Here is a 24,367-nt window from a genome sequence, read left to right on the forward strand (position 1 = left end):
TGTGATTCGTGTACTGGTAGCAGAAGACCACACCATCGTGCGTGAAGGTATCAAGCAACTGATTGGCCTGGCCAAGGACCTGGTGGTGGTCGGTGAGGCGAACAATGGCGAGCAACTGCTTGAAACCTTGCGCCATGTGTCGTGTGAGGTGGTGCTGCTGGATATTTCCATGCCGGGGGTCAATGGGCTGGAGGCGATTCCGCGTATTCGCGCGTTGAGCAATCCGCCGGTTATTTTGGTGCTGTCGATGCATGACGAAGCACAAATGGCCGCTCGTGCCTTGAAGTTTGGTGCCGCCGGCTATGCGACCAAAGACAGCGATCCGGCCCTGCTGTTGACGGCCATTCGCCGAGTGGCGGCGGGTGGGCGGTATATCGATCCGGAGCTGGCGGATCGCATGGTGTTTGAAGTGGGGCTGACCGATGAGCGACCGCTGCACGCGTTGTTGTCCGAGCGTGAGTTTTCAGTGTTTGAACGTTTGGCCCAAGGGGCAAACGTCAACGACATTGCCCAGCAGTTGGCGCTGAGCAGCAAAACCATCAGCACCCATAAGGCCCGATTGATGCAGAAGCTCAACGTAACTTCGTTGGCGGAGCTGGTGAAGTACGCAATGGAGCATAAGTTGATCTAAACCTTAGGAACGATCTTGCCTCGCGAATCTTAGAAGACAAAAAGATCGCGAGGCGAGCTCGCGCCTACAGGTTTTGGCGGTTGCGCATATCTATTTGCGACAGTTTTGCGACGGCTTTTTACGTAGACGTTGGGCCGTGGTGCAGTAGGCGTTCTATTTGCGACATCGCTATAGGGCGTTCCCTACAAAAAGCCTTCCAGCCTGCTGATGTAAATCTCTCCTGCGCCCCGATTTCTGTGGGCTGGCGCCTTCTTTAGTCTTGGACCACAGCAGTCCAAAACAAAAGGTGCGGTTATGAGTGAGGTCGGTGCAAGCGCTGGGGCGAGTGATGTATTGGTCAGCTTCCGTGGCGTGCAAAAGAGCTATGACGGCGAAAACCTGATCGTCAAAGATCTCAATCTGGATATTCGCAAAGGCGAGTTTCTGACCTTGCTCGGACCGTCCGGTTCGGGCAAAACCACCAGCCTGATGATGCTAGCCGGCTTTGAAACGCCGACCGCCGGCGAGATCCTGCTGGCTGGGCGTGCGATCAACAATGTGCCGCCGCACAAGCGCGACATTGGCATGGTGTTTCAGAACTACGCCCTGTTCCCGCACATGACGGTGGCGGAAAACCTGGGGTTTCCGTTATCGGTACGCGGCCTCAATCGCACCGACGTCAGCGAGCGAGTGAAAAAAGTCCTGAGCATGGTGCAACTCGATGCGTTCGCGCAGCGTTATCCGGCGCAATTGTCGGGTGGCCAGCAGCAGCGCGTGGCCTTGGCCCGGGCGCTGGTGTTCGAGCCGCAGCTGGTTCTTATGGACGAACCCCTCGGTGCGCTGGACAAGCAACTGCGTGAACACATGCAGATGGAGATCAAGCATCTGCATCAACGCCTGGGCGTGACCGTGGTGTATGTGACCCACGACCAGGGCGAAGCGCTGACCATGTCGGATCGGGTGGCAGTGTTCCATCAGGGCGAGATCCAGCAGATTGCCCCGCCGCGCAGCCTCTATGAAGAACCAAAAAACACGTTTGTCGCCAACTTCATCGGTGAGAACAACCGTCTAAGCGGCCGTCTGCACAGTCAGGAAGGTGAGCGCTGTGTGGTCGAGTTGAGCCGTGGGGAAAAGGTTCAGGCGCTGGCGGTGAATGTAGGACGCACGGGGGATCCTGTGACGCTATCGATTCGCCCCGAGCGCATCACCCTCAAGGGCGCCAGCGAGTCCTGCGCCAACCGTTTCTCGGGGCGTGTCGAAGAATTCATCTATCTGGGCGACCACGTCCGGGTTCGCATGGAAGTGTGCGGCAAGACCGATTTTTTTGTGAAACAGCCGATTGCCGAGCTGGACCCCACCCTGGCCGTCGGTGACGTCGTGCCGTTGGGCTGGCAAGTCGAGCATGTACGTGCGCTGGACCCTGTCTTAGAGGCGAATTGATCGCCCTGGCTTCACCTACCCTGCACAGCGGAGAACCATTAATGCATAAGACTTTAAAGTTAACGGCCCTGAGCCTCGGCCTGATGTTTGCGGGCAGTGCGCTGGCGGCAACGGATTTGACCGTGGTGTCGTTTGGGGGCGCGAACAAGGCCGCTCAGGTCAAAGCGTTCTACACGCCTTGGGAAGCCAAGGGCGACGGCAAAATCATCGCCGGTGAATACAACGGTGAAATGGCCAAAGTCAAAGCGATGGTCGACACCAAGAGCATTTCCTGGGACCTGGTAGAGGTCGAGTCGCCGGAGCTGGCGCGGGGCTGCGATGAGGACATGTTCGAAACCCTCGACCCGGCGCTGTTCGGCAACCCGGATCAATACGTGAAAGGGGCTATTCAGACCTGTGGTGCGGGCTTCTTCGTATGGTCAACAGTACTGGCCTACAACGCAGACAAACTGAAAACCGCACCGACCAGTTGGGCGGATTTTTGGGACACGAAGAAATTCCCGGGTAAGCGCGGTCTGCGTAAAGGCGCCAAGTACACCCTCGAGTTTGCCCTGATGGCCGATGGTGTGGCACCGAAAGATGTGTACACCGTGCTGGCCAGCAAGGACGGCCAGAACCGTGCCTTCAAAAAACTCGATGAGCTCAAGCCATACATTCAATGGTGGGAAGCTGGCGCTCAGCCGCCGCAGTACCTGGCCTCTGGGGACGTGGTCATGAGTTCGGCGTACAACGGCCGGATCGCTGCCGTGCAGAAAGAAAGCAATCTGAAGATCGTGTGGAACGGTGGCATCTATGACTTCGATGCCTGGGCCATCCCTAAAGGCCTGAGCAAGGACAAGGCCGATGCGGCTAAGAAGTTCATGGCCTTCACCTTGCAGCCACAGCAGCAGAGCATCTACTCGCAAAACATTGCCTACGGTCCGGCCAACAAAGAGGCCATGCCTTTGCTGCCTAAAGACGTACAGGAAGATATGCCGACCGCTGCGCAAAACATCGCTAACCAGGTGCAAATCGACGTCAGCTTCTGGGCTGATAACGGCGAGCAACTGGAACAACGCTTCAACGCCTGGGCTGCCAAGTAAGCCCTATGCAAACGCGGCGCGACTGAGTTGGTCGCGTCGCCATCGTTTAAAGATTTCCGGAGTTCGCCATGGCCATCGCCGTTCCTCTGAACGAGGTCTCCAACACGTCGTTGAAGAAACGCCTTAAGCGTGCAGAGCGGGTTAATCGCTGGAAAGCCCAGGCCCTGATCGCACCGTTGGTTATTTTCTTGTTGCTGGTGTTCCTCGTTCCTATCGCGGCCCTGCTTTATAAAAGTGTTGGTAACCCGGAGGTGGTGGACGGCCTGCCGCGCACGGTGGTTGCCGTACAAAGCTGGGACGGCAAAGGGTTGCCGGCCGAGCCGGTGTATCAGGCGCTGAGCGAAGACCTGGCCGAAGCCCGCAAGAATCAAGTGTTGGGTGATTTGTCCAAGCGTCTGAACATGGAGTTGGCGGGCTATCGCAGCCTGCTGATGAAAACCGCCCGGGGGTTGCCGTTCACGACCACGCCCGAGTCTTACAAAGACGCAATGGAAGGCATGGACGAGCGCTGGGGCGACCCGGCCTATTGGCAGGCGATTAAGCGCAACACTTCAAGCGTGACCCCATTTTACTTGCTGGCTGCCGTTGATCATCGTATCGACGACCTGGGCGAAATAGCCCCCGCCACCCCCGATCAATCGATCTATCTGGACATCTTTGCACGCACGTTCTGGATGGGTTTTGTCATCACCTGCATCTGTCTGGTGCTGGCGTATCCGTTGGCCTATCTGTTGGCCAACCTGCCTGCCCGCCAGAGCAACCTGTTGATGATTCTGGTGCTGTTGCCGTTCTGGACCTCGGTGCTGGTCCGGGTTGCGGCCTGGATTGTGTTGTTGCAATCGGGCGGGCTGATCAATAGCGGGCTGATGAGCCTGGGCATCATTGATAAACCGCTGGAATTGGTGTTCAACCGTACCGGCGTGTACATCGCGATGGTGCATATCCTGTTGCCGTTCATGATTCTGCCGATCTACAGCGTGATGAAGAGCATTTCTCCGACCTATATGCGTGCAGCGATCTCACTTGGTTGTCATCCGTTTGCCAGTTTCTGGCGGGTGTACTTCCCACAGACTTATGCCGGTGTAGGCGCGGGTTGTTTGCTGGTGTTCATCATTTCGATTGGTTACTACATCACCCCGGCCTTGCTGGGTAGCCCGAATGATCAAATGGTCAGCTACTTTGTGGCGTTCTACACCAACACCAGTATCAACTGGGGCATGGCGACAGCATTGGGTGGTTTGCTGCTGTTGGCGACGGTCGTGCTTTATCTGATCTATAACTGGCTGGTAGGCGCGACCCGCCTGCGCTTGAGCTGAGGAGACCGACATGCTGAGTCCTTATATGTCGCCCATTGAGCGGGTGTGGTTTTACAGTTTGCGTATTCTGTGTGGGCTGATCTTGTTGTTTCTGATCTTGCCGGTGTTGGTGATTATTCCGCTGTCATTCAACTCGGGAAGTTTTCTGGTGTATCCGCTGCAGGGCTTTTCGCTGCACTGGTACCAGGACTTTTTCGGTTCGGCAGAGTGGATGCGAGCCTTGAAGAACAGCGTGATCGTGGCACCGGCTGCCACCGTGCTGGCCATGGTGTTCGGCACGTTGGCGGCCATTGGCCTGACCCGTGCGCACTTCCCTGGCAAGGCGCTGGTAATGGCTCTGGTGATTTCGCCGATGGTGGTGCCGGTGGTGATCATCGGTGTGGCCAGCTACCTGTTCTTTGCGCCGCTGGGCTTGGGCAATAGCTACACGTCATTGATCGTGGTGCACGCGGTGCTGGGTGTGCCGTTTGTGATCATCACCGTGTCGGCGACCTTGCAGGGATTCAACCAGAACCTGGTCCGTGCTGCGGCCAGTCTGGGAGCTTCGCCGCTGACAACCTTCCGCCGGGTGACTTTGCCGCTGATTGCGCCAGGGGTTATTTCGGGGGCACTGTTCGCCTTTGCGACTTCGTTTGATGAAGTGGTGGTGACCTTGTTCCTGGCCGGGCCGGAACAGGCGACCTTGCCACGGCAGATGTTCAGCGGCATCCGTGAAAACCTCAGCCCGACCATTGCGGCCGCGGCGACGTTGTTGATTGCGTTCTCGGTGGTGCTGTTGCTGACGCTGGAGTGGCTGCGTGGGCGCAGCGAGAAAATGCGCACGGCCCAGGCGTAGGGGTTATATCCAGCAGGCATCCCATAAGGGATAGTCCCCGATTCGTGTGGCCAGGCCTGCACGGATCGGGTTTTGTACGATGTAGCGGGCGGTTGCCTTGAGGTCTTCTTCACAGTGCAATGCCCTGTCGTGATAACCCTTTTGCCATAGTCGACCGCTGGACTGGCTGGCGTTGTTAACGGACACGCTGCTGCGTGACTTGATGCGGCACATTAATTCGCCCAGTGTTTTGTTGTTTAACTCTACTAGCCAATGGAAGTGGTCCGGCATCACGACCCATGCCTTTGATGCAACGATGCCGTCGTCATGTGCTTGTTTAAACTGATCGACCAAAAGCCTTCCTAACTGAAAGTCCTCAAAGACAGGGCGTCGCTGATCGGTCACCGTGGTGAGCAAATACGCTCGCCCGGTCTCGGAGTAACGGCCTTTTAATAGGTGATTGTTGGTATAGCAACGCGGCATTCCTTTGCCCTCGTTTAGGTAGGTGTTTTTTTACCCTAGCCGTCAGGCACAGAACTGGCCGCCGTCTTTATTCGCAAGATATTGCTGGAAGGTCCTTAGGCCCTTATCGCAGCGGTCGTGGAGTTGGCTTTAGGCGCCAATCATCACGGTGCGGTGGCAGTTCTTGGCAGGGCGTATACAATGCCCGCCACCGTGATTTGCTTATTAAAAGGTGCGTTATGCAGCCCTTCGCTATTGCCCCATCGATTCTCTCCGCCGATTTCGCCCGTCTTGGCGAAGAAGTCGACAATGTGCTCGCCGCTGGCGCTGATATCGTGCACTTCGATGTGATGGACAACCATTACGTCCCCAACCTGACCATCGGCCCGATGGTCTGCGCCGCGCTGCGCAAGTACGGCATCACCGCTCCGATCGATGCCCATTTGATGGTCAGCCCGGTCGACCGGATCATCGGTGACTTTATCGAGGCCGGTGCTACTTACATTACGTTCCACCCCGAAGCCACCCAGCACATTGATCGCTCCCTGCAGTTGATCCGTGAAGGCGGCTGCAAGGCTGGTCTGGTGTTTAACCCGGCTACACCGCTGGATGTGCTCAAGTACGTGATGGACAAGGTCGACATGGTCTTGCTGATGAGCGTCAACCCGGGTTTCGGCGGGCAGAAATTCATCCCTGGCACGTTGAACAAACTGCGCGAAGCCCGCGCACTGATCGATGCGTCCGGCCGTGATATCCGCCTGGAAATCGACGGCGGTGTGAACGTCGGCAATATCCGTGAAATCGCGCAAGCCGGCGCCGATACGTTTGTGGCCGGTTCGGCCATCTTCAACACACCGAATTACCAGGAAGTGATCCAGAAAATGCGCGCCGAGCTTGCGTTGGCACGTCCATGAGCCGTTTTGAGCGGTTGCTTCAAGGGCCGCTGCCCAAGCTGGTGATGTTCGATCTGGACGGGACCCTGATCGATTCGGTTCCGGACCTGGCTGCAGCTGTTGAGACCATGCTGCTCAAGCTGGGACGCCCGCCGGCGGGTATCGACAACGTGCGCATGTGGGTTGGCAACGGTGCGCCGCTGCTGGTTCGTCGCGCGCTGGCGGGGAACATGCAGGCCAGCGGTGTCGATGACGCCGATGCAGAAGCGGCGCTGGAGATCTTCATGGACGCCTACGATGGCGGTCATGAGCACACCACGGTTTACCCCGGTGTGCGCGAAAGCCTCAAGTGGCTACAAAAGCAGGGCGTCGAGATGGCCTTGATCACCAACAAGCCCGAGCGTTTTGTCGCGCCCCTGCTGGACGAGATGAAACTGGGCCGGTTTTTTCGCTGGATTGTCGGCGGCGACACCATGCCGCAGAAAAAGCCAGATCCAGCCGCCCTGTTTTTTGTGATGAAAATGGCCGGTGTTACGCCGGAACAATCGTTATTCGTCGGCGATTCGCGCAATGACGTGCTGGCGGCCAAAGCCGCTGGCGTGCGTTGTGTCGCGCTGAGCTACGGCTACAACCATGGCCGGCCGATTGCAGAAGAACACCCGGATGCGGTGATCGACAATCTGCAAGAGCTGATAGCCGGTTGCTTAGATTCAGCGCCTGAGATAACGTTGGGCGCTCCCGTTCACCCCTCTCAAAGAGATTCCATCGTGGTGGTCACTCGCAAACTCTGGATGAAAGTTATCAAGGCCCTGGCCCGTTGGCGTTGGCGCGCCTGACTTTTATCTGGCCGGAGAACCGGCACGTTTGCATACCTGACTGTTTTACCTCAGACCACGAGGCACCTCATGATCCGCGAAGAATTCCTGCGCTTGGCCGCTGCTGGCTATAACCGTATTCCGCTTGCACGTGAAACCCTGGTTGATTTCGACACGCCGCTGTCGATCTACCTGAAACTGGCTGACCAGCCCAACTCCTATCTGCTGGAGTCGGTACAGGGCGGTGAGAAATGGGGGCGTTATTCGATCATTGGCTTGCCATGCCGCACCGTTTTGCGTGCGCATGATCACCACATCCGCATCACCCACGACGGTGTCGAGACCGAGTCTCACGACGTTGAAGATCCGTTGGCCTTCGTGGAGGAATTCAAGGCTCGTTACAACGTACCGACCATTGCTGGCCTGCCACGTTTCAATGGTGGCCTGGTGGGCTACTTCGGTTACGACTGCGTGCGTTATGTCGAAAAGCGCTTGGGCAAATGCCCGAACCCGGACCCATTGGGTGTGCCGGACATTCTGTTGATGGTGTCGGACGCTGTGGTCGTATTCGACAACCTGGCGGGCAAGATGCACGCCATCGTGCTGGTTGATCCGGCCCAGGCCGACGCCTATGAAGAAGGCCAGGCGCGTCTTGAGGCATTGCTTGAGCAACTGCGCCAGCCGATTACCCCGCGCCGAGGCCTGGACTTCACCCAAGAGCAAGCCGCTGAGCCGGTGTTCCGCTCCAGCTTCACCCAAGCCGACTACGAAAAAGCGGTCGATACGATCAAGGACTACATCTTGGCGGGCGACTGCATGCAGGTGGTTCCGTCGCAGCGTATGTCGATTGATTTCAAGGCCGCGCCGATTGATCTGTATCGCGCGCTTCGGTGCTTCAATCCGACGCCGTATATGTACTTCTTCAACTTTGGTGACTTCCACGTGGTGGGCAGTTCGCCGGAAGTGCTGGTGCGGGTAGAAGACAATCTGATTACCGTACGGCCGATTGCGGGGACTCGTCCACGCGGAGCCACTGAAGACGCTGATCTGGCGCTGGAAAAAGACCTGCTCAGTGATGACAAGGAAATCGCCGAGCATTTGATGTTGATCGACCTGGGCCGCAACGACACGGGTCGCGTGTCTGAAACCGGGTCGGTGAAGCTCACCGAGAAGATGGTCATCGAGCGCTACTCCAACGTGATGCACATCGTGTCGAACGTCACTGGCCAGCTCAAGAGCGGGCTGACGGCGATGGACGCGTTGCGTGCGATTTTGCCTGCAGGCACGTTGTCGGGTGCACCGAAGATTCGCGCGATGGAAATCATCGACGAACTGGAGCCGGTCAAGCGTGGTGTGTATGGCGGAGCAGTCGGGTACTTGGCGTGGAACGGCAATATGGATACGGCCATCGCGATTCGTACCGCGGTGATCAAGGATGGCGAATTGCATGTACAAGCCGGCGGCGGCATTGTCGCTGATTCGGTACCGGCCCTGGAGTGGGAAGAGACGCTGAATAAACGTCGCGCGATGTTTCGTGCCGTAGCGCTCGCTGAACAAACCCCCACATCCAACGCCTGAGGAGCTTTGCCATGTTGCTGATGATCGATAATTACGACTCTTTTACTTACAACGTTGTGCAATACCTCGGCGAGTTGGGTGCTGAGGTCAAAGTGGTGCGCAATGATGAATTGACCGTGGCCCAGATCGAGGCGCTCAAGCCTGAGCGCATTGTGGTCTCGCCCGGCCCGTGCACGCCTAATGAGGCGGGCATCTCCCTTGAGGCGATCAAGTATTTTGCCGGCAAGTTGCCAATCCTGGGTGTGTGCCTCGGCCATCAGTCCATCGGCCAGGCCTTTGGCGGTGACGTGGTGCGCGCCCGGCAAGTGATGCACGGTAAAACCAGCCCGGTGTATCACCTGGACACCGGTGTGTTCCAAGGTCTGAACAACCCGTTGACCGTGACCCGCTACCACTCGTTGGTGGTTAAGCGTGAAACCTTGCCGGACTGCCTGGAACTCACCGCCTGGACGCAACACGCCGATGGCTCTGTGGACGAGATCATGGGCCTGCGTCACAAAACATTGAATATAGAAGGGGTGCAATTTCACCCCGAGTCGATTCTGACCGAGCAGGGCCATGAACTGTTCGCCAACTTCCTCAAACAAACTGGCGGCACGCGCTAAGGACTTCTTATGGATATCAAAACAGCCCTGAGCCGTATCGTCGGTCACCTTGATTTGAGCGCTTCGGAAATGCGCGACGTGATGCGCGACATCATGACCGGCCAATGCACTGAAGCGCAGATTGGCGCGTTCATGATGGGCATGCGCATGAAGAGCGAAAGCATCGACGAAATCGTCGGTGCCGTGACCGCCATGCGCGAGTTGGCGGACAAGGTTGAACTCAATACCCTGGACGGCGTGGTTGATATCGTCGGCACCGGCGGGGATGGGGCGAATATTTTCAACGTATCCACGGCGTCTGCCTTGGTGATTTCTGCTGCTGGTTGCACCGTGGCCAAGCACGGTAACCGTGCCGTGTCGGGTAAAAGTGGCAGTGCCGACCTGCTTGAGGCCGCCGGTGTGTACTTGAACCTGACGCCTGTCCAGGTTGCGCGCTGCATCGACAGCGTAGGCATTGGCTTTATGTTTGCCCAATCCCATCACGGCGCCATGAAGCACGCGGCAGTCCCGCGTCGCGATCTGGGGCTGCGTACTTTGTTCAACATGCTTGGCCCGCTTACGAATCCGGCTGGTGTGTTGCATCAAGTGGTCGGGGTGTTCAATCAGGCCCTGTGCCGTCCGCTGGCTGAGGTCCTGCAGCGTCTTGGCAGCAAGCATGTCCTGGTGGTGCATTCGCAAGACGGTCTGGATGAATTCAGCCTGGCCGCACCAACGTTTGTAGCTGAGCTGAAAAAAGGTGAAATTACTGAGTACTGGGTTCAGCCAGAAGACTTGGGTATAAAGAGCCAGAGTTTGTTTGGCTTGGTGGTGGATAGCCCGGCGCAATCATTGGAGCTGATCCGCGATGCCTTGGGCCGTCGCAAAACTGAAGCAGGCCAGAAGGCTGCTGAAATGATCGTGCTAAATGCTGGCGCCGCGCTGTATGCCGCTGACCTTGCCTACACTCTCAAAGAGGGTGTGGCCTTGGCCCACGATGCGTTGCACACAGGTCTGGCGCGAGAAAAACTCGAAGAGCTGGGTGCCTTTACCGCGATTTTCAAGCAGGAGAATGAAGCATGAGTGTGCCTACCGTTCTGGAAAAAATTCTGGCGCGTAAAGTTCAGGAAGTCGCCGAGCGCAGCGCACGCGTGAATTTGGCGCAACTTGAACATCTGGCGGCTCAGGCCGATCCTGTTCGCGGTTTTGCAAAAGCCTTGCAGGCACAAGCGAAGCTCAAACAACCTGCGGTGATTGCCGAGATCAAAAAGGCCTCGCCGAGCAAGGGTGTGATTCGTGAAGACTTTGTACCGGCAGAGATTGCCAAGAGCTATGAAGCAGGTGGCGCCACCTGCTTGTCTGTGTTGACCGACATCGATTTCTTCCAGGGGGCTGATGCCTATCTGCAACAAGCTCGTGCAGCCTGCAGCCTGCCGGTGATCCGCAAGGACTTCATGATCGATCCTTATCAGATCGTTGAAGCCCGGGCCCTGGGTGCTGATTGTGTGCTGTTGATAGTGTCTGCCTTGGATGACGTGCGAATGGCTGAGCTGGCTGCCGTTGCCAAAAGCGTCAACCTGGATGTGCTGGTCGAGGTGCATGATGCCGATGAACTCGATCGCGCGTTGAAGACGCTGGACACCCCGCTGGTGGGCATCAATAACCGCAACTTGCATACGTTTGAAGTTAGCTTGGAAACCACCCTGGATTTGTTGCCGCGCGTTCCGCGTGATCGCTTGGTCATCACTGAGAGTGGGATTCTCAATCGTGCCGATGTTGAGCTGATGGAAATCAGCGAGGTGTATTCGTTCCTGGTCGGTGAGGTGTTCATGCGTGCCGAACAACCGGGTATTGAACTGCAGCGTTTGTTCTTTCCTGAGCGCAACATCCATGTGACAGGCTCGACGCTGGACTGACCCGCTCATGGCGCTTATCCAGCAACTCACCGTCGAGGCGGGTCTCAAGGCCGAGCAGGATTTATTGGCGTCGGTGTGCGCCGGTGAGTCGCATGCCGGGGTGCTGTTCTGGCAACCTACGGATCGTGCCTTGGTCATGCCCCGGCGCTTAAGCCGGTTGGCTGGCTTCGATGAAGCCAGCGTTGAATTGGCCGCCAGCGGTTGGCCGATTCTTCTGCGCGAGACCGGGGGCGAGCCGGTGCCCCAGTCGCCTTCCACGGTGAATATCGCACTGGTTTATGCATCGCCGCGTAGCGAAGGTGATCACGGACGTATCGAAACTGCCTATCGGCGTCTGTGTGACCCTATCTGCGATTTGTTAACAGCCTTGGGTGGTTCGGCCTCTTTAGGTGAGGTCGAAGGCGCATTTTGTGACGGTCGTTTCAACGTCAATCTCAACGCACGAAAACTGGTTGGTACAGCCCAGCGCTGGCGCCAGAGCCGTGGCGGGCAGCGACCTGTAGGCCTGGTTCATGGTGCTCTGCTGGTTGAGAACGAACGAGAGTCAATGGTGGCAGCCGTCAACCGTTTCAATCAACGATGTGGACTTGAACAACACTGCCTTACGGACAGCCATATTGCGTTGCATGAGGTGTTTGGTGCAGCCGACTTTTTCGAGCGCCTGGACGTCAGTTATCAACAGGTCCTGGCGCCCCTTCTTCACCCTTAGCGGGTTCCGTACACCACCATGGTTTTGCCTTTGACGCTCACCAGGTTCTGTTCTTCAAGGCCTTTGAGCACCCGGCCAACCATTTCTCGCGAACAGCCTACAATTCTGCCGATTTCCTGACGTGTAATTTTGATCTGCATTCCATCAGGGTGAGTCATGGCGTCCGGTTGTTTACACAGATCGAGTAAACAGCGTGCAACGCGGCCAGTGACATCAAAGAACGCCAGGTCTCCGACCTTGCGTGTGGTATTACGCAGGCGCTGCGCGATCTGTCCGCTGAGCGAGTAAAGAATTTCGGGCTCTTGTTGCGCGTATTCCCTGAATTTCACGTAACTGATTTCTGCCACTTCGCACTCGGTCTTAGCCCGGACCCAAGCGCTGCGAGGCTGCTCTTGCCCAGCCTGCTCAAACAGGCCCAGCTCGCCAATGAAGTCTCCTGCGTTGAGATAGGCAATGATCATTTCTCGACCATCGTCGTCCTCAATCAAAATCGTGACAGAGCCTTTAATGATGTAGAAAAGGGTCTGTGAGTGTTCACCTGCGCAGATGATATTGCTCTTGGTTTGATAGCGTCTGCGTTGGCAATGAGTCAAAAATTTGTCGAGGTTCTTGATCTTCGATATGGGAGTAATAGCAACCATGGTTGTTTCCCGAAAGCATGCACAGTAAGGGGCAGATCTATTTTTATATAGAGCGCTGGCTGGCTGGCGCCAGTGATTTGGCGCCAGCTTAACAGACAGATTCTGTATGGTTCGTAGATTTTTTCTTGTGGGGTGTCGGATAAAGGCTTTGGTGCGAAGAGTCACCACTTTCGGGCCCTGTGCTAAGCTGGCGCCCCTTTTAGAACAGTGGAGTCTGGGTGATGAAGGCACGCATTCAATGGGCTGGTGAGGCCATGTTTCTGGGCGAATCCGGTAGTGGCCACGTGGTTGTCATGGATGGTCCACCCGAGAGTGGTGGTCGCAACCTTGGTGTACGGCCTATGGAGATGGTTCTGCTCGGGCTCGGTGGCTGCAGCAACTTTGATGTCGTCAGTATTCTCAAGAAGTCGCGCCAGCCTGTTGAAAGCTGCGAGGCCTTCCTTGAAGCAGAGCGCGCCACTGAAGACCCAAAAGTGTTCACCAAAATTCACCTGCACTTCGTCGTCAAAGGCCGCGGCCTGAAAGAAGCCCAGGTCAAGCGTGCCATCGAACTGTCAGCCGAGAAGTATTGCTCGGCGTCGATCATGCTGGGTGCAGCCGGAGTAGAGATCAGCCACGATTACGAAATTGTTGAGCTAGGCTGATCCGACATCCAATTTACACAATTGCATTGCAGACTCTGGCGATCAGTCGCCGACGTCTGCATAATGCGCCACTTTTTTAAGGGTAGTGGCGGGGAATCATCCCGGCTTCACGTCCGAACAAATAACCAAAATCGCCATCGCGAAGAGGTGTTAACCGTCCTACGCAGGTGCGACCACGCACTTGACGGGCATGCTGGATCACGCGGCTGAGCCGCATCGACATAGAGAGTTTTATTACGGTGAAAAGCAAACTCAAGCTCCACGGGTTCAACAACCTGACAAAGACCTTGAGCTTCAACATTTATGACATCTGCTATGCGGAAACCCCGCAAGACCAGCAGGCATACGTTGAGTACATCAATCAAGAGTACGACGCAGAACGCCTGACGCAGATCCTCACAGATGTGGTCGATATCATTGGTGCCAACATCCTGAACATCGCTCGTCAGGATTACGATCCACAAGGCGCCAGCGTCACTATTCTGATTTCCGAGCAGCCGGTAACACCTACCGAAAGCCAGATCGAAGAATCCCCGGGCCCGCTGCCTGAGACCATTTTGGGTCATCTCGACAAAAGTCATATCACGGTACATACCTATCCAGAGATTCATCCTGTGGACGGTATTGCGACGTTCCGTGTGGATATTGACGTGTCGACATGCGGCGTTATTTCACCGCTTAAAGCTCTTAACTATCTGATCCATCAATTCGATTCGGATATCGTGACCGTCGACTACCGTGTGCGCGGTTTTACCCGTGACGTAGAAGGCAAAAAGCACTTTATCGATCACGAGATCAATTCGATCCAGAACTACCTTTCCGAAGACACCCGTGACGGTTACCAGATGACCGACGTGAACGTGTATCAGGAAAACCTGTTCCACACCAAGATGCTGCTCAAGAACTTCGAACTGGATAACTACCTGTTCGGCGACGCAACCAGCAATCTGTCGGTTGAACAGCGTGCCCAGGTGACTGAGCGCGTGAAGCACGAAATGCTCGAAATCTTCTATGCCCGTAACATGGGCTAAAGTTCGCGCAACAAAAAAGGCGGCTACCGAGAGGTAACCGCCTTTTTTGTTGCGCTGAAACTGGCGAAATCAAATACGGTAGGTGCTTTTGGTCATGACTTTCGCCAGCAGGCTCATGCCAAATTTTACCGGCGCCGGGAACCTGTAGCCGCCGGCATTAAGGGCTGACTCGGCGTGTTGTTCTTCGTCCAGACGCATTTGTTGCAGAATCGCTCGGGATTTCTCGTCGTCTGCTGGGAGTTGTTCAAGGTGCTCGTTGAGGTGTTTGCACACTTGGTCTTCGGTCGCGGCAACAAAGCCCAGGCTGACTTTGTCGCTGATTAGCCCAGCCACGGCGCCGATGCCAAACGACATGCCGTAGAACAGCGGGTTCAGCACGCTGGTGTGGCTACCCAACTGGTGGATGCGATGTTCGCACCAGGCCAAATGGTCGACTTCTTCTTCAGCAGCATGCTCCATCGCTTCGCGGACTTGCGGCAGCTTGGCGGTCAAGGCCTGTCCTTGGTACAGCGCTTGCGCGCAGACTTCACCGGTGTGGTTGATGCGCATCAGCCCGGCGACATGGCGAGCTGTTTTCTCGTCCAGTGGCTTTTCGGGTTTGACGATGGCGGGAGAAGGGCGATGCGGCTGACCACTGAAGGGCAGCAGGGTACGCATGGCGGTATCGGCTTGTAACAGTAGACGGTCAATCGGCGAGTAGTGACGTTGGTTAGTCATGCTTACCTCCGGAAAAAATCACGGCGGCCAGTTTACCTCAAACGGGTAGGCAGGGTTTGCGTTGGATCACCGGGGGAGCGGTGCGGCTCCCACAGTGTGTCCGGTCGAGTGGGGCAAATCAGCCCGGTGGCCAGTTCATCTGGCGCTGACCCAGCACGTGCATATGAATGTGGTAAACCGTCTGGCCACCTTTTTCATTGCAGTTCATCACCACTCGGAAGCCCTCTTCGCAACCCAGTTCTTTGGCCAGGCGCTGGGCCGTAAACAGAATGTGGCCGGCCAGAGGTTTGTCTTCTTCGGTCAGGTCATTAAGGGTGCGGATCGGCTTTTTTGGAATAACCAGAAAATGAATCGGCGCCTGGGGGGCAATGTCGTGAAAAGCCAGCACTTGATCATCCTCGTAGATGATCTTGGCCGGTATTTCACGATTGATGATTTTGGTGAACAGAGTATCCAAGGCAGTGTCTCCATGAGTGAAGTCCGGTCTGAGTGTACTCAGGCACACGGATTACGCCCAGCCTCGTTAACGCGGACAGTAGGATTTGTTCACTGATGCTGCGATTTTGCGTGTCAACCAGCGAGATAGCAGGCGTGGCATGCGCGTCAGCCAGCGGTTGCGCCAGCCAGGCATGATAATCGCCTTGTTCTTGTCGAGTGCTCGCACAGTATAAAGGGCGACTTCTTCGGGGCTTAGGGCATGTTTATTACGTTTCGCGGCATCCGCATTCATTTTCGCGGCCTCGAAAAATCCGGTCCGTGTGACGCCGGGGCACAGGACCGAGACCTTGATACCGGTTTTTTTTACTTCCTCGCGCAAACCTTCCGAAAAGTGCAGGACGTACGCTTTACTCGCAAAGTAAGTGCTGATCCAAGGACCGGGTTGGTAGGCAGCGATCGATGAGACGTTGAGGATTTGCCCGCCACCTTGTACGGCCATCATGTTGCCGATGGCGTGGCACATGCGCGTCAGTGCCAGGATGTTGAGCTCGATCAGGTCTTGTTCGGCGCTCCAGTCATGGGCGAGGAAAGGTCCGCAGGTTCCAATGCCGGCGCAGTTGATCAGCAAATCAATTTGGCGGTCGCCTTCTTCCAGTTCCAGTAAAAAACCGGACAGGCGCAGGGGTTCGCCCAAGTCACAAGCGCGGAACAAGACTTCAACACCGAAACGCTGTGTCAGCTCTAGCGCGATGCTTTCCAGCAGATCGCGCTGGCGGGCAACAAGAATCAGGCTGCGCCCACGGCGAGCAAGGGCTTCTGCCAGGGCCAGGCCAATACCACTGGAGGCGCCAGTGATCAAAGCGTAACGGGTCATGCTTTTCTCCATCGCAACGGTACAGTCCGGTGACAATGATGTCCCTGGCGTTAACGCGTTCATTTAGCTGCGTAGTTTACAGGGTGTTGCTGGTGACTGCGTTGATCAACGTTGCCATAAGCCCTAAAGCGAAGAGAGAGGCCATCACAAAGAGGCTCAAACCGATAAAAAAGATGATGATCCAGGCTGAAACGGTGACGGACTGGCTGTTAGGCGGTGGCGGTGGTCCGTATTTGTTCGGCCCCTCAGTGCCGGGCATCAAAAGCATCATGACCGACAGCACTAGATTGGCCATCGGAACTAGGTGCAGCAGTAGCATCCAGGCAGACCAATTGAGGTCATGCAGCCGTTGGGCACCGATTCTCAGGCTGATGAATACATAGGCGATGGCCAGTGTTGCACCGCAGGTAATGCCTAGCGTCGGTGAAACATTGACTGCCAACAGCACCAATATGCCTGTTACGACAGTAATGAGGGTCAGTACGGTGCTCCAGACCAGGAATCGCAAACGGCCTATACGGCCGTTAAACCCAAGAGGGTCCAACGATGCGAAGCGTTCTGCTGGTGGTGTGATTTCCTGGCTAGGTTCTGGCATGGAGGCGTCCTTGTCCGTGTGTCATTAAAAAAAGCCCGCCGGGTGGGCGGGCTTCCGGTATCAGTGTTTAGGCCAATGCTGCGCAAGTTGTGAAGTTAGGCCTAACGCTTTGCGGTATTCCTCCTCCATGCGTGTAATTAGCTGCTCGGTTGTCGGCAGATCGCTGATGCTTCCTACACCCTGGCCAGCAGACCATACGGTCTTCCAGGCTTTGGCTTCATCAGTGAGAGGCTTGAGTTTTACCTCGCCTTGGTTCTTGAGAGCCGCCAGATCAAAACCAGCACTCTCGAGGCTTTGACGCATGAAGCTGGCCGGTACGCCTGATACGGCTGCAGTGTGGATGATATCGGCTGCATGGGAGGCCAGAAGCATCTCTTTATAAGCGTCGGGGGCGTGGCTTTCTTGAGTGCTGATAAAGCGCGTGCCCAAATAGGCAAGGTCTGCTCCCAAGACTTGAGCGGCCAGCACTTCGTGGCCGTGGTTAATACACCCGGCCAGTAATACGGTTTTGTCGAAGAACTGGCGAATTTCAGCAACCAGTGCCAGCGGGCTCCAGGTGCCAGCATGGCCACCGGCGCCTGCCGCAACTGCAATGAGGCCATCGACGCCCGCCTCTGCAGCTTTTTCGGCGTGGCGGCGCGTGGTTACATCGTGAAAAACAAGCCCGCCATAGCTATGGACGGCATCAACCACCTCTTTGACTGCCCCCAGACTGGTGATGACGATCGGCACTTTGTGCTCGATGCAGATCGTCAGGTCTGCCTGTAGCCGCGGATTGCTGTTGTGAACGATCAGGTTTACGGCGTATGGAGCGGGATTATCCAATGTGGCAAGCCCCGTTTCGATCTCTTCAAGCCAGGCCTTGAAGCCACTGCTATCACGTTGATTGAGCGCCGGGAAGCTACCCACAACACCATTGGCGCAACATGCCAGGACGAGTTGCGGGTTGGAGATCAGGAACATGGGGGCGGCGACTACCGGCAGGCGCAAGCGTTGATCCAGCAGGGCAGGCAGTGACATTGGATAACCTCAAGGTGGGTGAGTTGAATTTAGAACGGTTTGACCACCACTAGGATGACGATGGCCAGCAGGAACAGAACAGGGACTTCGTTGAACCAGCGGTAGAACACGTGGCTGCGCGTGTTTTCGCCACGGGCAAAGCGTTTTACCTGGGCGCCACACATGTGGTGATAACCGATCAGTAAAAACACCAGGGTCAGTTTGGCGTGCATCCACCCCTGGCTGAGAAAGCCTGGGGTCAGGTAGAGCAGCCATCCACCGAAGATCAGCGTAGCGATCATTGCTGGACCCATGATGCCGCGATACAGCTTGCGCTCCATGAGGCTAAATCTTTCTTTGCTGACGGAGTCTTCGCTTTGCGCGTGATAAACAAAGAGGCGTGGCAGGTAAAACAGGCCTGCAAACCAGCAGACGATGCTGATGATGTGGAAGGCTTTGACCCATAGATAAAGCATTTTTAGTTATTCCCAGGTTCACGGTAGACCAAATAGTAGTAGTAGAGCGTCTGAGAGTCACCTTGGCGGTTGTCGCAGGGCTGCGGTGTCCCTATTATCGAAGGCTTTCCAGTGGGTTCGTTGAGGGCAGGTTATGGTCAAGGTCGGTATTGTCGGCGGCACGGGTTACACCGGTGTCGAATTACTGCGTTTGCTGGCACAGCATCCGCAGGCTGAAGTGGTTGCGATCACTTCTCGATCCGAGGCGGGCCTGCCAGTTGCCGATCTGTATCCGAACCTGCGCGGTCACTATGACGGCTTGGCCTTCAGTGTGCCGGATACCCAGACTCTGGCGGCGTGCGATGTGGTGTTTTTTGCTACGCCTCATGGTGTTGCCCATGCCTTGGCCGGTGAGTTGCTGGCGGCTGGCACCAAGGTGATCGATCTGTCTGCAGACTTCCGTCTGCAGGACGCCGATGAGTGGGCGAAGTGGTATGGCCAGCCGCACGGTGCGCCTGAGTTGCTGAAGGAGGCGGTGTATGGTTTGCCAGAGGTCAACCGTGAGCAGATCAAAAATGCTCGACTGATCGCTGTTCCGGGTTGCTATCCAACTGCGACGCAACTGGGCTTTTTGCCGTTGCTGGAAGCAGGGCTGGCTGAGACATCGCAGCTTATTGCTGACTGTAAATCCGGTGTCAGCGGTGCCGGGCGCGGTGCAAGTGTCGGCTCGTTATATGCCGAGACCTCTGAAAGCATGAAAGCTTACGCTGTAAAAGGGCATCGTCATTTGCCAGAAATTCGTCAGGGGTTGCGTCGAGCTGCGGGCAAAGACGTTGGTTTGACTTTCGTCCCACATTTGACGCCGATGATTCGCGGCATTCATTCCACGCTTTACGCCACTGTGGCTGATCGTTCGGTCGATTTGCAGGCGTTGTTCGAGAAGCGTTACGCCGATGAGCCTTTTGTTGATGTGATGCCAGCCGGTAGCCACCCGGAAACCCGTAGTGTGCGGGGGGCCAACGTGTGCCGTATCGCCGTGCATCGCCCGCAGGATGGTGATCTGGTGGTGGTGTTGTCGGTCATCGATAACCTTGTCAAAGGCGCTTCCGGCCAAGCCGTCCAGAACATGAATATCCTGTTCGGTCTGGATGAGCGCCTGGGCTTGTCGCACGCAGGCATGTTGCCTTAGAAGCCGGTCCAAGCTTGCAACTACAAGCGGCAAGTGGGAAAAGCTTCCACTTGCCGCTTGTAGCTAATAGCTTGCCGCTGCTTTCAAATAGTTGACCGCTTTTCTAGGAGAAGCGGATAATGCGCTTCATCACGCATTATGGCGGCATAGCGCCGGGAGATAGTCAGCATGAGCGTCGAATCCTTCACCCCCACGGCTTTGCAATTCACCGAAGGTGCTGCGCACAAGGTGAAGAGCCTGGTCGATGAAGAGGGTAATGATCGTTTGAAGTTGCGCGTATTTGTTACGGGCGGTGGTTGTTCTGGTTTTCAGTATGGTTTTACGTTTGATGAAGACGTGGCCGATGATGACACCATTGTCGAGCGCGAAGGCGTGAGCCTGGTGGTTGATCCGATGAGCTTCCAGTACCTGGCAGGTGCCGAGGTGGATTATCAGGAAGGTCTGGAAGGCTCGCGCTTCGTCATCAAGAACCCGAATGCGACCACGACCTGTGGTTGCGGATCATCGTTCTCGATTTAACTGCGCACAGTAAGCTACAGACTCAACGCCGCGTCGAATCGCGGCGTTTTGCTGTCTGCGGTTAGGCGGGGTAAATAGCTCCCAGCACACGCAAGCCACGTGCGCCGGTGACGCTGGGGCGATTGGTTGGGATATTCTCCAAGCAGCAGTGTGCAAGCCATGCGAACGCCATGGCTTCAACCCAGTCTGGATCAACGCCTTTAGCTTGTGTGCTGCTGACCTGAGTATGCTCAAGCAGCTGAGCCAGTCGTGCCATTAATGCGTCGTTATGTGCGCCACCGCCACATACCAGTAGTTCGCGGGTATTAGGTTGAGCCACTCGAAGTGATTGCACGATGGTTTGGGCGGTGAGTTCCAGCAGGGTGGCTTGAACGTCTTGTGGGGCAAAGGCGGGCAGGGCGCTCAGATGGTTCATAAGCCACGGAAGGTTAAATACCTCACGGCCTGTACTCTTTGGCCCCGTTGTTTGAAAGAAAGGGTCACTCAGCAAGGTATCGAGCAGCAGGGTGGCGACTTTTCCACTGGAAGCCCATTGGCCATTCCGGTCATAGAGTTGGTTGCGCTGGTGTTGTATCCAGGCATCAAGCAGAACATTCCCAGGGCCACAGTCGAAACCTGCAACAGGGTTTTGAGGTGTTATCAGGCTTAGATTGCTGAAACCTCCCACGTTCAATACGGCTCGATCCCCAACATCATCAGTAAACAAGGCTTCATGGAAAGCTGGAACCAGAGGCGCTCCTTGACCACCGGCAGCTACGTCGCGTCGGCGGAAATCACTGACGACGCAAATGTGGGTCAGTTCCGCCAGTAAGGCTGGGTTGCCGATCTGAACGGTGAAGCCCTGAGCGGGCTCATGTCGGATTGTCTGGCCGTGGCTGCCGATGGCGCGAATGGCTTGTGGAGGCAGGTTCTGCTGTTTGAGAAGGCTATTGATGCCTTGCGCCGCAAGCTCGACCCAATGGTTTTCAGCAATGGCGCAGCGAGCTACTTCGTCAGGCCCGCTGCTGCACAAGCTCAACAGTTCATTGCGCAGTACGTCTGGCATGGGGGTGTAGTGGGTAGCGAGCAGTTTAATGCCCGCTCCCAGTTCTATAAGTGCAATGTCCAGACCGTCGAGGCTGGTGCCAGACATTACCCCTATATAGAGCGACATGGCTTAACGCTTGCTCGAAGCCAGGAGAGTAGCTTTTTCCTGGTTCATGCGGGCCATCAGCGGTTGGCTTTGTTGCAGGAAGCGTGTGCGCTCAGACTTGGCAATCGGGTCTGCCATCGGCAACTTTTGTCCCAACGGGTCAACGTGAACGCCATTAACCTGGAATTCGTAGTGCAAGTGCGGGCCAGTGGATAGGCCAGTCGTACCGATATAGCCAATCACCTGGCCTTGTTTGACGGTACCGCCCGTTTTGATGCCTTTTGCAAAGCCCTGCATGTGGCCGTAGAGCGTGCGGTAGGTGTTGCCGTGCTGAATGATGACGGTGTTGCCGTAACCGCCCTGACGGCCGGCAAGCAGTACTTTGCCATCGCCGGTTGCTTTGATTGGCGTGCCACGTGGAGCCGCGTAATCGACACCTTTGTGGGCGCGGATTTTGTTCAGGATCGGATGTTTGCGACCGGAGGAGAAGCGAGAACTGATACGGGCGAAGTCGACTGGAGTCCGGATGAAGGCTTTGCGCATGCTGTTGCCTTCAGCAGTGTAGTAATTGCTGACGCCTTGTTTGTTGGTATAACGCACGGCAGTGTAGGTTTTGCCGCGGTTGATAAAGCGTGCAGACAGGATGTTGCCGGTACTGACGGTCTTGCCGTTGATGACTTTTTGCTCGTAGATGACTTCGAATTGATCGCCGGGGTGAATGTCTTGAGCGAAGTCGATGTCGTAGCCGAAAATCTTCGCCATCTGCATGGTCATGCTGTGTGGCAGGCCAGCACGTTGCCCGGATGCAGACAATGAGCTGGTGATCACACCATGGACGTAGGCGGATTTGAGAGTGGGCTGTGCTGTGACGCGTTTAAAAGTGTAGCCCTTGGCGTTTTTGGTGAGGGTGATGGTTTCAAGATCACTCACTTTGCTGTGCAGGTTGTTTAATTGGCCATCAGGCCCCATTTCAAACTCAAGCTTCTGGCCATGTTTGAGCTGGCTGAATTGCTTGGCCTGTTTGTCGCTGGCCAAAATTTCATGTACGGAAGACGCTGGCAAACCCACTTTTTCGAATAAAGTAGAGAGCGTATCGCCTTTGGCGACGATGACTTCGCGATGATTCGGGGCTTTGGGTTCTTCCGCTTTAGCGGTGGTTTCTGGGGTGTCTTGCTGGTCGATTTGAGCGAAAGGCGATGGGGTGGCGTCGTTGGCCGCCTGTACGAGCTCCTCGGTGCTTTGGTCTTGCTTGAGTTGCTCAGCAGGGGTTTCCAGTTCGAGGCTCAGGGTTGTTCTTTTTGCTTCTACTTCGCTTGAAGGGAATACCAACAAGGCCAAGCTTAAAAGGGCGGCGATTCCACTTGCGGCGAGCAGGTGGGTCTTCGGATAAAGCGGTGGCGCTTTAGGCGGTTGACTGGTCATAGATAATTTGACTTTGAAAAAGGATGAATTGGAAAAGATGACTGACACGGTAAAGATGAAATAACTGTATAAAATATAACCAAATCACCCTTGAAGCAAGTCAGCGAGCCTTTCCTGGGCGGATGGTCGCCATATGCCGGGCAGAACTTGTAATTAGTCTCTGATCTTGTATGGTTGGTTCCTTTTTGAATTTGAGCCTTACGGGTCTGATATGAAGTCGGTTGAAGAGCAGCTAGCGCTAATCAAGCGTGGTGCCGAAGAGGTGCTGGTCGAGTCTGAGTTGGTCGAGAAACTCAAGCGCGGTCAGCCGTTGCGTATTAAGGCTGGGTTCGATCCAACGGCGCCTGATCTGCACTTGGGGCACACCGTACTTATTAATAAGCTGCGCCAGTTTCAGGATCTGGGGCATCAGGTGATTTTCCTTATTGGGGACTTCACCGGAATGATTGGCGACCCAAGTGGCAAGAGTGCGACGCGTCCTCCGTTAACGCGCGAGCAAGTACTCGATAATGCCGAGACTTATAAAACTCAGGTCTTCAAGATTCTTGATCCGGCCAAAACCGAGGTGGCGTTCAACTCCACCTGGATGGACCAGATGGGGCCTGCGGACTTTATTCGTCTGACGTCTCAATACACCGTGGCTCGGATGCTTGAACGCGACGACTTCGATAAGCGCTACACCACGAACCAGCCGATCGCAATTCACGAGTTCCTTTACCCGCTGGTGCAAGGCTATGACTCTGTCGCCCTAAAGGCTGATGTTGAGCTGGGTGGTACCGACCAGAAGTTCAACCTCTTGATGGGGCGTGAACTGCAGCGTGGTTACGGCCAGGAAGCACAGTGCATCGTGACGATGCCGCTTCTTGAGGGGTTGGATGGCGTTAAGAAGATGTCCAAGTCGTTGGGCAATTATGTCGGCATTCAAGAAGCGCCGGGCGTGATGTACAGCAAGTTGGTTTCCATTCCTGACGCGTTGATGTGGCGTTACTTTGAATTGCTTAGCTTTCGTTCGATGGATGAAATCAATGCGTTCAGGGCTGATGTCGAGGCGGGGGCTAATCCGCGTGACATCAAGATCAGGCTGGCGGAAGAGATTGTGGCGCGTTTCCATGGTGAGGAAGCAGCTGCCAATGCGCATCGCGGTGCGGGCAATCGCATGAAGGAGGGTGAGTTGCCCGACGACCTGCCAGAAATCGAGCTGGTTGCCGCTGAGGATATGCCGATTGCTGCGGTCCTTAATAAGGCGGGTCTAGTAAAGAACTCTGCTGTTGCGCGAGATTTGCTGGGTTCTGGTGGTGTCCGTATAGATGGTGAGGTAGTGGATCGCTCCTATATATATGCACTGGGCTCGACCCATGTCTGCCAGGCTGGCAAAAAGTCTTTCGCGCGAATTACGCTGAAGGCTGAGTGAATCTGAAATTAATGCTGGACGGCGCATTTTATTAGCCTATAATGCGCCCACTTCCGGCGCAGTCGAAACGGAAAACTCCTTGAT

The 24,367-nt window shown here is 55.7% G+C and carries 27 protein-coding genes; 17 read left to right on the plus strand and 10 right to left on the minus strand.

Translation table 11 applies throughout. The annotated features are described in order from the left end of the window. The first annotated feature begins 1 nt into the window (after position 1). The 5 genes from NTD86_RS06165 to NTD86_RS06185 all read left to right on the plus strand — a co-directional run bounded on the left by NTD86_RS06165 (position 2) and on the right by NTD86_RS06185 (position 5,283). The gene (locus tag NTD86_RS06165) at positions 2 to 631 is read left to right on the plus strand and encodes a response regulator transcription factor (RefSeq protein ID WP_262201268.1); all 630 of its coding nucleotides are present in this window, start codon (positions 2 to 4) and stop codon (positions 629 to 631) included. Between the two features lie 294 nt (positions 632 to 925). Then, a complete protein-coding gene (locus NTD86_RS06170; protein WP_262201269.1) occupies positions 926 to 2,050 on the plus strand; it encodes an ABC transporter ATP-binding protein in 1,125 nt (374 codons plus the stop codon). 41 nt (positions 2,051 to 2,091) lie between these two features. Next, the gene (locus NTD86_RS06175) at positions 2,092 to 3,132 is read left to right on the plus strand and encodes an ABC transporter substrate-binding protein (protein ID WP_262201270.1); all 1,041 of its coding nucleotides are present in this window, start codon (positions 2,092 to 2,094) and stop codon (positions 3,130 to 3,132) included. Positions 3,133 to 3,200: 68 nt separating this feature from the next. Then, positions 3,201 to 4,448 carry an ABC transporter permease gene (locus NTD86_RS06180; protein ID WP_262201271.1) on the plus strand — a complete coding sequence of 416 codons (1,248 nt, stop codon included), beginning with the start codon at positions 3,201 to 3,203 and terminating at the stop codon, positions 4,446 to 4,448. A gap of 10 nt (positions 4,449 to 4,458) precedes the next feature. Further along, positions 4,459 to 5,283: an ABC transporter permease gene (locus NTD86_RS06185; protein ID WP_262201272.1), complete on the plus strand. Its 825-nt coding sequence runs from the start codon at positions 4,459 to 4,461 to the stop codon at positions 5,281 to 5,283. Between the two features lie 3 nt (positions 5,284 to 5,286). Here NTD86_RS06185 and NTD86_RS06190 read toward each other — a convergent pair whose 3' ends face one another. Next, positions 5,287 to 5,745 carry an REP-associated tyrosine transposase gene (locus tag NTD86_RS06190; protein ID WP_262201273.1) on the minus strand — a complete coding sequence of 153 codons (459 nt, stop codon included), beginning with the start codon at positions 5,743 to 5,745 and terminating at the stop codon, positions 5,287 to 5,289. Between the two features lie 218 nt (positions 5,746 to 5,963). On the opposite strand from NTD86_RS06190, the gene rpe reads away from it, so the two are divergent. The 7 genes from rpe to NTD86_RS06225 all read left to right on the plus strand — a co-directional run bounded on the left by rpe (position 5,964) and on the right by NTD86_RS06225 (position 12,216). After that, positions 5,964 to 6,638: a ribulose-phosphate 3-epimerase gene (gene rpe / locus NTD86_RS06195; RefSeq protein WP_262201274.1), complete on the plus strand. Its 675-nt coding sequence runs from the start codon at positions 5,964 to 5,966 to the stop codon at positions 6,636 to 6,638. Beyond that, positions 6,635 to 7,453: a phosphoglycolate phosphatase gene (locus NTD86_RS06200; protein ID WP_262201275.1), complete on the plus strand. Its 819-nt coding sequence runs from the start codon at positions 6,635 to 6,637 to the stop codon at positions 7,451 to 7,453. The genes rpe and NTD86_RS06200 overlap by 4 nt, the downstream gene beginning before the upstream one ends. Positions 7,454 to 7,522: 69 nt before the next feature. Continuing rightward, entirely contained in the window at positions 7,523 to 9,010 is a 1,488-nt protein-coding gene (trpE, locus tag NTD86_RS06205; RefSeq protein ID WP_262201277.1) for an anthranilate synthase component I, read from the plus strand. A gap of 11 nt (positions 9,011 to 9,021) precedes the next feature. Beyond that, the gene (locus tag NTD86_RS06210) at positions 9,022 to 9,615 is read left to right on the plus strand and encodes an aminodeoxychorismate/anthranilate synthase component II (RefSeq protein WP_262201279.1); all 594 of its coding nucleotides are present in this window, start codon (positions 9,022 to 9,024) and stop codon (positions 9,613 to 9,615) included. Between the two features lie 9 nt (positions 9,616 to 9,624). After that, entirely contained in the window at positions 9,625 to 10,674 is a 1,050-nt protein-coding gene (trpD, locus tag NTD86_RS06215) for an anthranilate phosphoribosyltransferase (protein WP_262201280.1), read from the plus strand. Continuing rightward, positions 10,671 to 11,507, plus strand: coding sequence for an indole-3-glycerol phosphate synthase TrpC (gene trpC / locus NTD86_RS06220; protein ID WP_262201281.1), 837 nt, complete (start codon positions 10,671 to 10,673; stop codon positions 11,505 to 11,507). Before trpD ends, trpC begins: the two co-directional genes overlap by 4 nt. 7 nt (positions 11,508 to 11,514) lie before the next feature. Then, on the plus strand, positions 11,515 to 12,216 hold the full coding sequence (locus NTD86_RS06225; RefSeq protein ID WP_262201282.1) for a biotin/lipoate A/B protein ligase family protein: 702 nt from the start codon (positions 11,515 to 11,517) through the stop codon (positions 12,214 to 12,216). Here NTD86_RS06225 and crp read toward each other — a convergent pair. Continuing rightward, complete coding sequence (gene crp / locus NTD86_RS06230; protein ID WP_262201296.1) at positions 12,213 to 12,857, minus strand: cAMP-activated global transcriptional regulator CRP; 645 nt, start codon at positions 12,855 to 12,857, stop codon at positions 12,213 to 12,215. The two genes, NTD86_RS06225 and crp, sit on opposite strands and share 4 nt — an antisense overlap. 221 nt (positions 12,858 to 13,078) lie before the next feature. Here crp and NTD86_RS06235 point away from each other — a divergent pair, with 221 nt between their 5' ends. Together NTD86_RS06235 and speD are read left to right on the plus strand one after the other, a co-directional pair. Then, on the plus strand, positions 13,079 to 13,501 hold the full coding sequence (locus tag NTD86_RS06235) for an OsmC family protein (RefSeq protein WP_262201283.1): 423 nt from the start codon (positions 13,079 to 13,081) through the stop codon (positions 13,499 to 13,501). Between the two features lie 239 nt (positions 13,502 to 13,740). Further along, positions 13,741 to 14,532 carry an adenosylmethionine decarboxylase gene (gene speD, locus NTD86_RS06240; RefSeq protein WP_048372186.1) on the plus strand — a complete coding sequence of 264 codons (792 nt, stop codon included), beginning with the start codon at positions 13,741 to 13,743 and terminating at the stop codon, positions 14,530 to 14,532. A 69-nt stretch (positions 14,533 to 14,601) separates the two neighbouring features. Here speD and coq7 read toward each other — a convergent pair whose 3' ends face one another. The 6 genes from coq7 to hemJ all read right to left on the minus strand — a co-directional run bounded on the left by coq7 (position 14,602) and on the right by hemJ (position 18,631). Then, positions 14,602 to 15,249 (minus strand): 2-polyprenyl-3-methyl-6-methoxy-1,4-benzoquinone monooxygenase, encoded by a 648-nt coding sequence (gene coq7, locus NTD86_RS06245; RefSeq protein WP_262201284.1) that lies wholly within the window; start codon positions 15,247 to 15,249, stop codon positions 14,602 to 14,604. Positions 15,250 to 15,367: 118 nt separating this feature from the next. Continuing rightward, positions 15,368 to 15,706, minus strand: a complete 339-nt coding sequence (locus tag NTD86_RS06250; protein WP_262201285.1) for a histidine triad nucleotide-binding protein — start codon at positions 15,704 to 15,706, stop codon at positions 15,368 to 15,370. A gap of 66 nt (positions 15,707 to 15,772) precedes the next feature. After that, positions 15,773 to 16,561, minus strand: coding sequence for an SDR family NAD(P)-dependent oxidoreductase (locus tag NTD86_RS06255; RefSeq protein WP_262201286.1), 789 nt, complete (start codon positions 16,559 to 16,561; stop codon positions 15,773 to 15,775). Between the two features lie 76 nt (positions 16,562 to 16,637). Next, positions 16,638 to 17,156: a DUF805 domain-containing protein gene (locus tag NTD86_RS06260; protein ID WP_262201287.1), complete on the minus strand. Its 519-nt coding sequence runs from the start codon at positions 17,154 to 17,156 to the stop codon at positions 16,638 to 16,640. 60 nt (positions 17,157 to 17,216) lie between these two features. Further along, positions 17,217 to 18,176 carry an NAD(P)H-dependent flavin oxidoreductase gene (locus NTD86_RS06265; protein ID WP_262201288.1) on the minus strand — a complete coding sequence of 320 codons (960 nt, stop codon included), beginning with the start codon at positions 18,174 to 18,176 and terminating at the stop codon, positions 17,217 to 17,219. A 29-nt stretch (positions 18,177 to 18,205) separates the two neighbouring features. Beyond that, positions 18,206 to 18,631 carry a protoporphyrinogen oxidase HemJ gene (hemJ, locus tag NTD86_RS06270; protein ID WP_262201289.1) on the minus strand — a complete coding sequence of 142 codons (426 nt, stop codon included), beginning with the start codon at positions 18,629 to 18,631 and terminating at the stop codon, positions 18,206 to 18,208. A gap of 133 nt (positions 18,632 to 18,764) precedes the next feature. Here hemJ and argC point away from each other — a divergent pair, with 133 nt between their 5' ends. Both argC and erpA read left to right on the plus strand, forming a co-directional pair. After that, positions 18,765 to 19,799 carry an N-acetyl-gamma-glutamyl-phosphate reductase gene (gene argC, locus NTD86_RS06275; protein ID WP_262201291.1) on the plus strand — a complete coding sequence of 345 codons (1,035 nt, stop codon included), beginning with the start codon at positions 18,765 to 18,767 and terminating at the stop codon, positions 19,797 to 19,799. Positions 19,800 to 19,967: 168 nt separating this feature from the next. Continuing rightward, positions 19,968 to 20,318 carry an iron-sulfur cluster insertion protein ErpA gene (erpA, locus tag NTD86_RS06280; protein WP_048372172.1) on the plus strand — a complete coding sequence of 117 codons (351 nt, stop codon included), beginning with the start codon at positions 19,968 to 19,970 and terminating at the stop codon, positions 20,316 to 20,318. Positions 20,319 to 20,379: 61 nt separating this feature from the next. Here erpA and NTD86_RS06285 read toward each other — a convergent pair whose 3' ends face one another. Further along, complete coding sequence (locus NTD86_RS06285) at positions 20,380 to 21,471, minus strand: anhydro-N-acetylmuramic acid kinase (protein WP_262201292.1); 1,092 nt, start codon at positions 21,469 to 21,471, stop codon at positions 20,380 to 20,382. A 3-nt stretch (positions 21,472 to 21,474) separates the two neighbouring features. Further along, complete coding sequence (locus NTD86_RS06290; protein WP_262201293.1) at positions 21,475 to 22,872, minus strand: peptidoglycan DD-metalloendopeptidase family protein; 1,398 nt, start codon at positions 22,870 to 22,872, stop codon at positions 21,475 to 21,477. 211 nt (positions 22,873 to 23,083) lie between these two features. Here NTD86_RS06290 and tyrS point away from each other — a divergent pair, with 211 nt between their 5' ends. Beyond that, positions 23,084 to 24,283 carry a tyrosine--tRNA ligase gene (tyrS, locus tag NTD86_RS06295; RefSeq protein ID WP_262201294.1) on the plus strand — a complete coding sequence of 400 codons (1,200 nt, stop codon included), beginning with the start codon at positions 23,084 to 23,086 and terminating at the stop codon, positions 24,281 to 24,283. Positions 24,284 to 24,367: the final 84 nt, after the last annotated feature.

This window comes from Pseudomonas sp. 7P_10.2_Bac1 (genome assembly GCF_025465935.1).
Lineage (GTDB): Bacteria > Pseudomonadota > Gammaproteobacteria > Pseudomonadales > Pseudomonadaceae > Aquipseudomonas.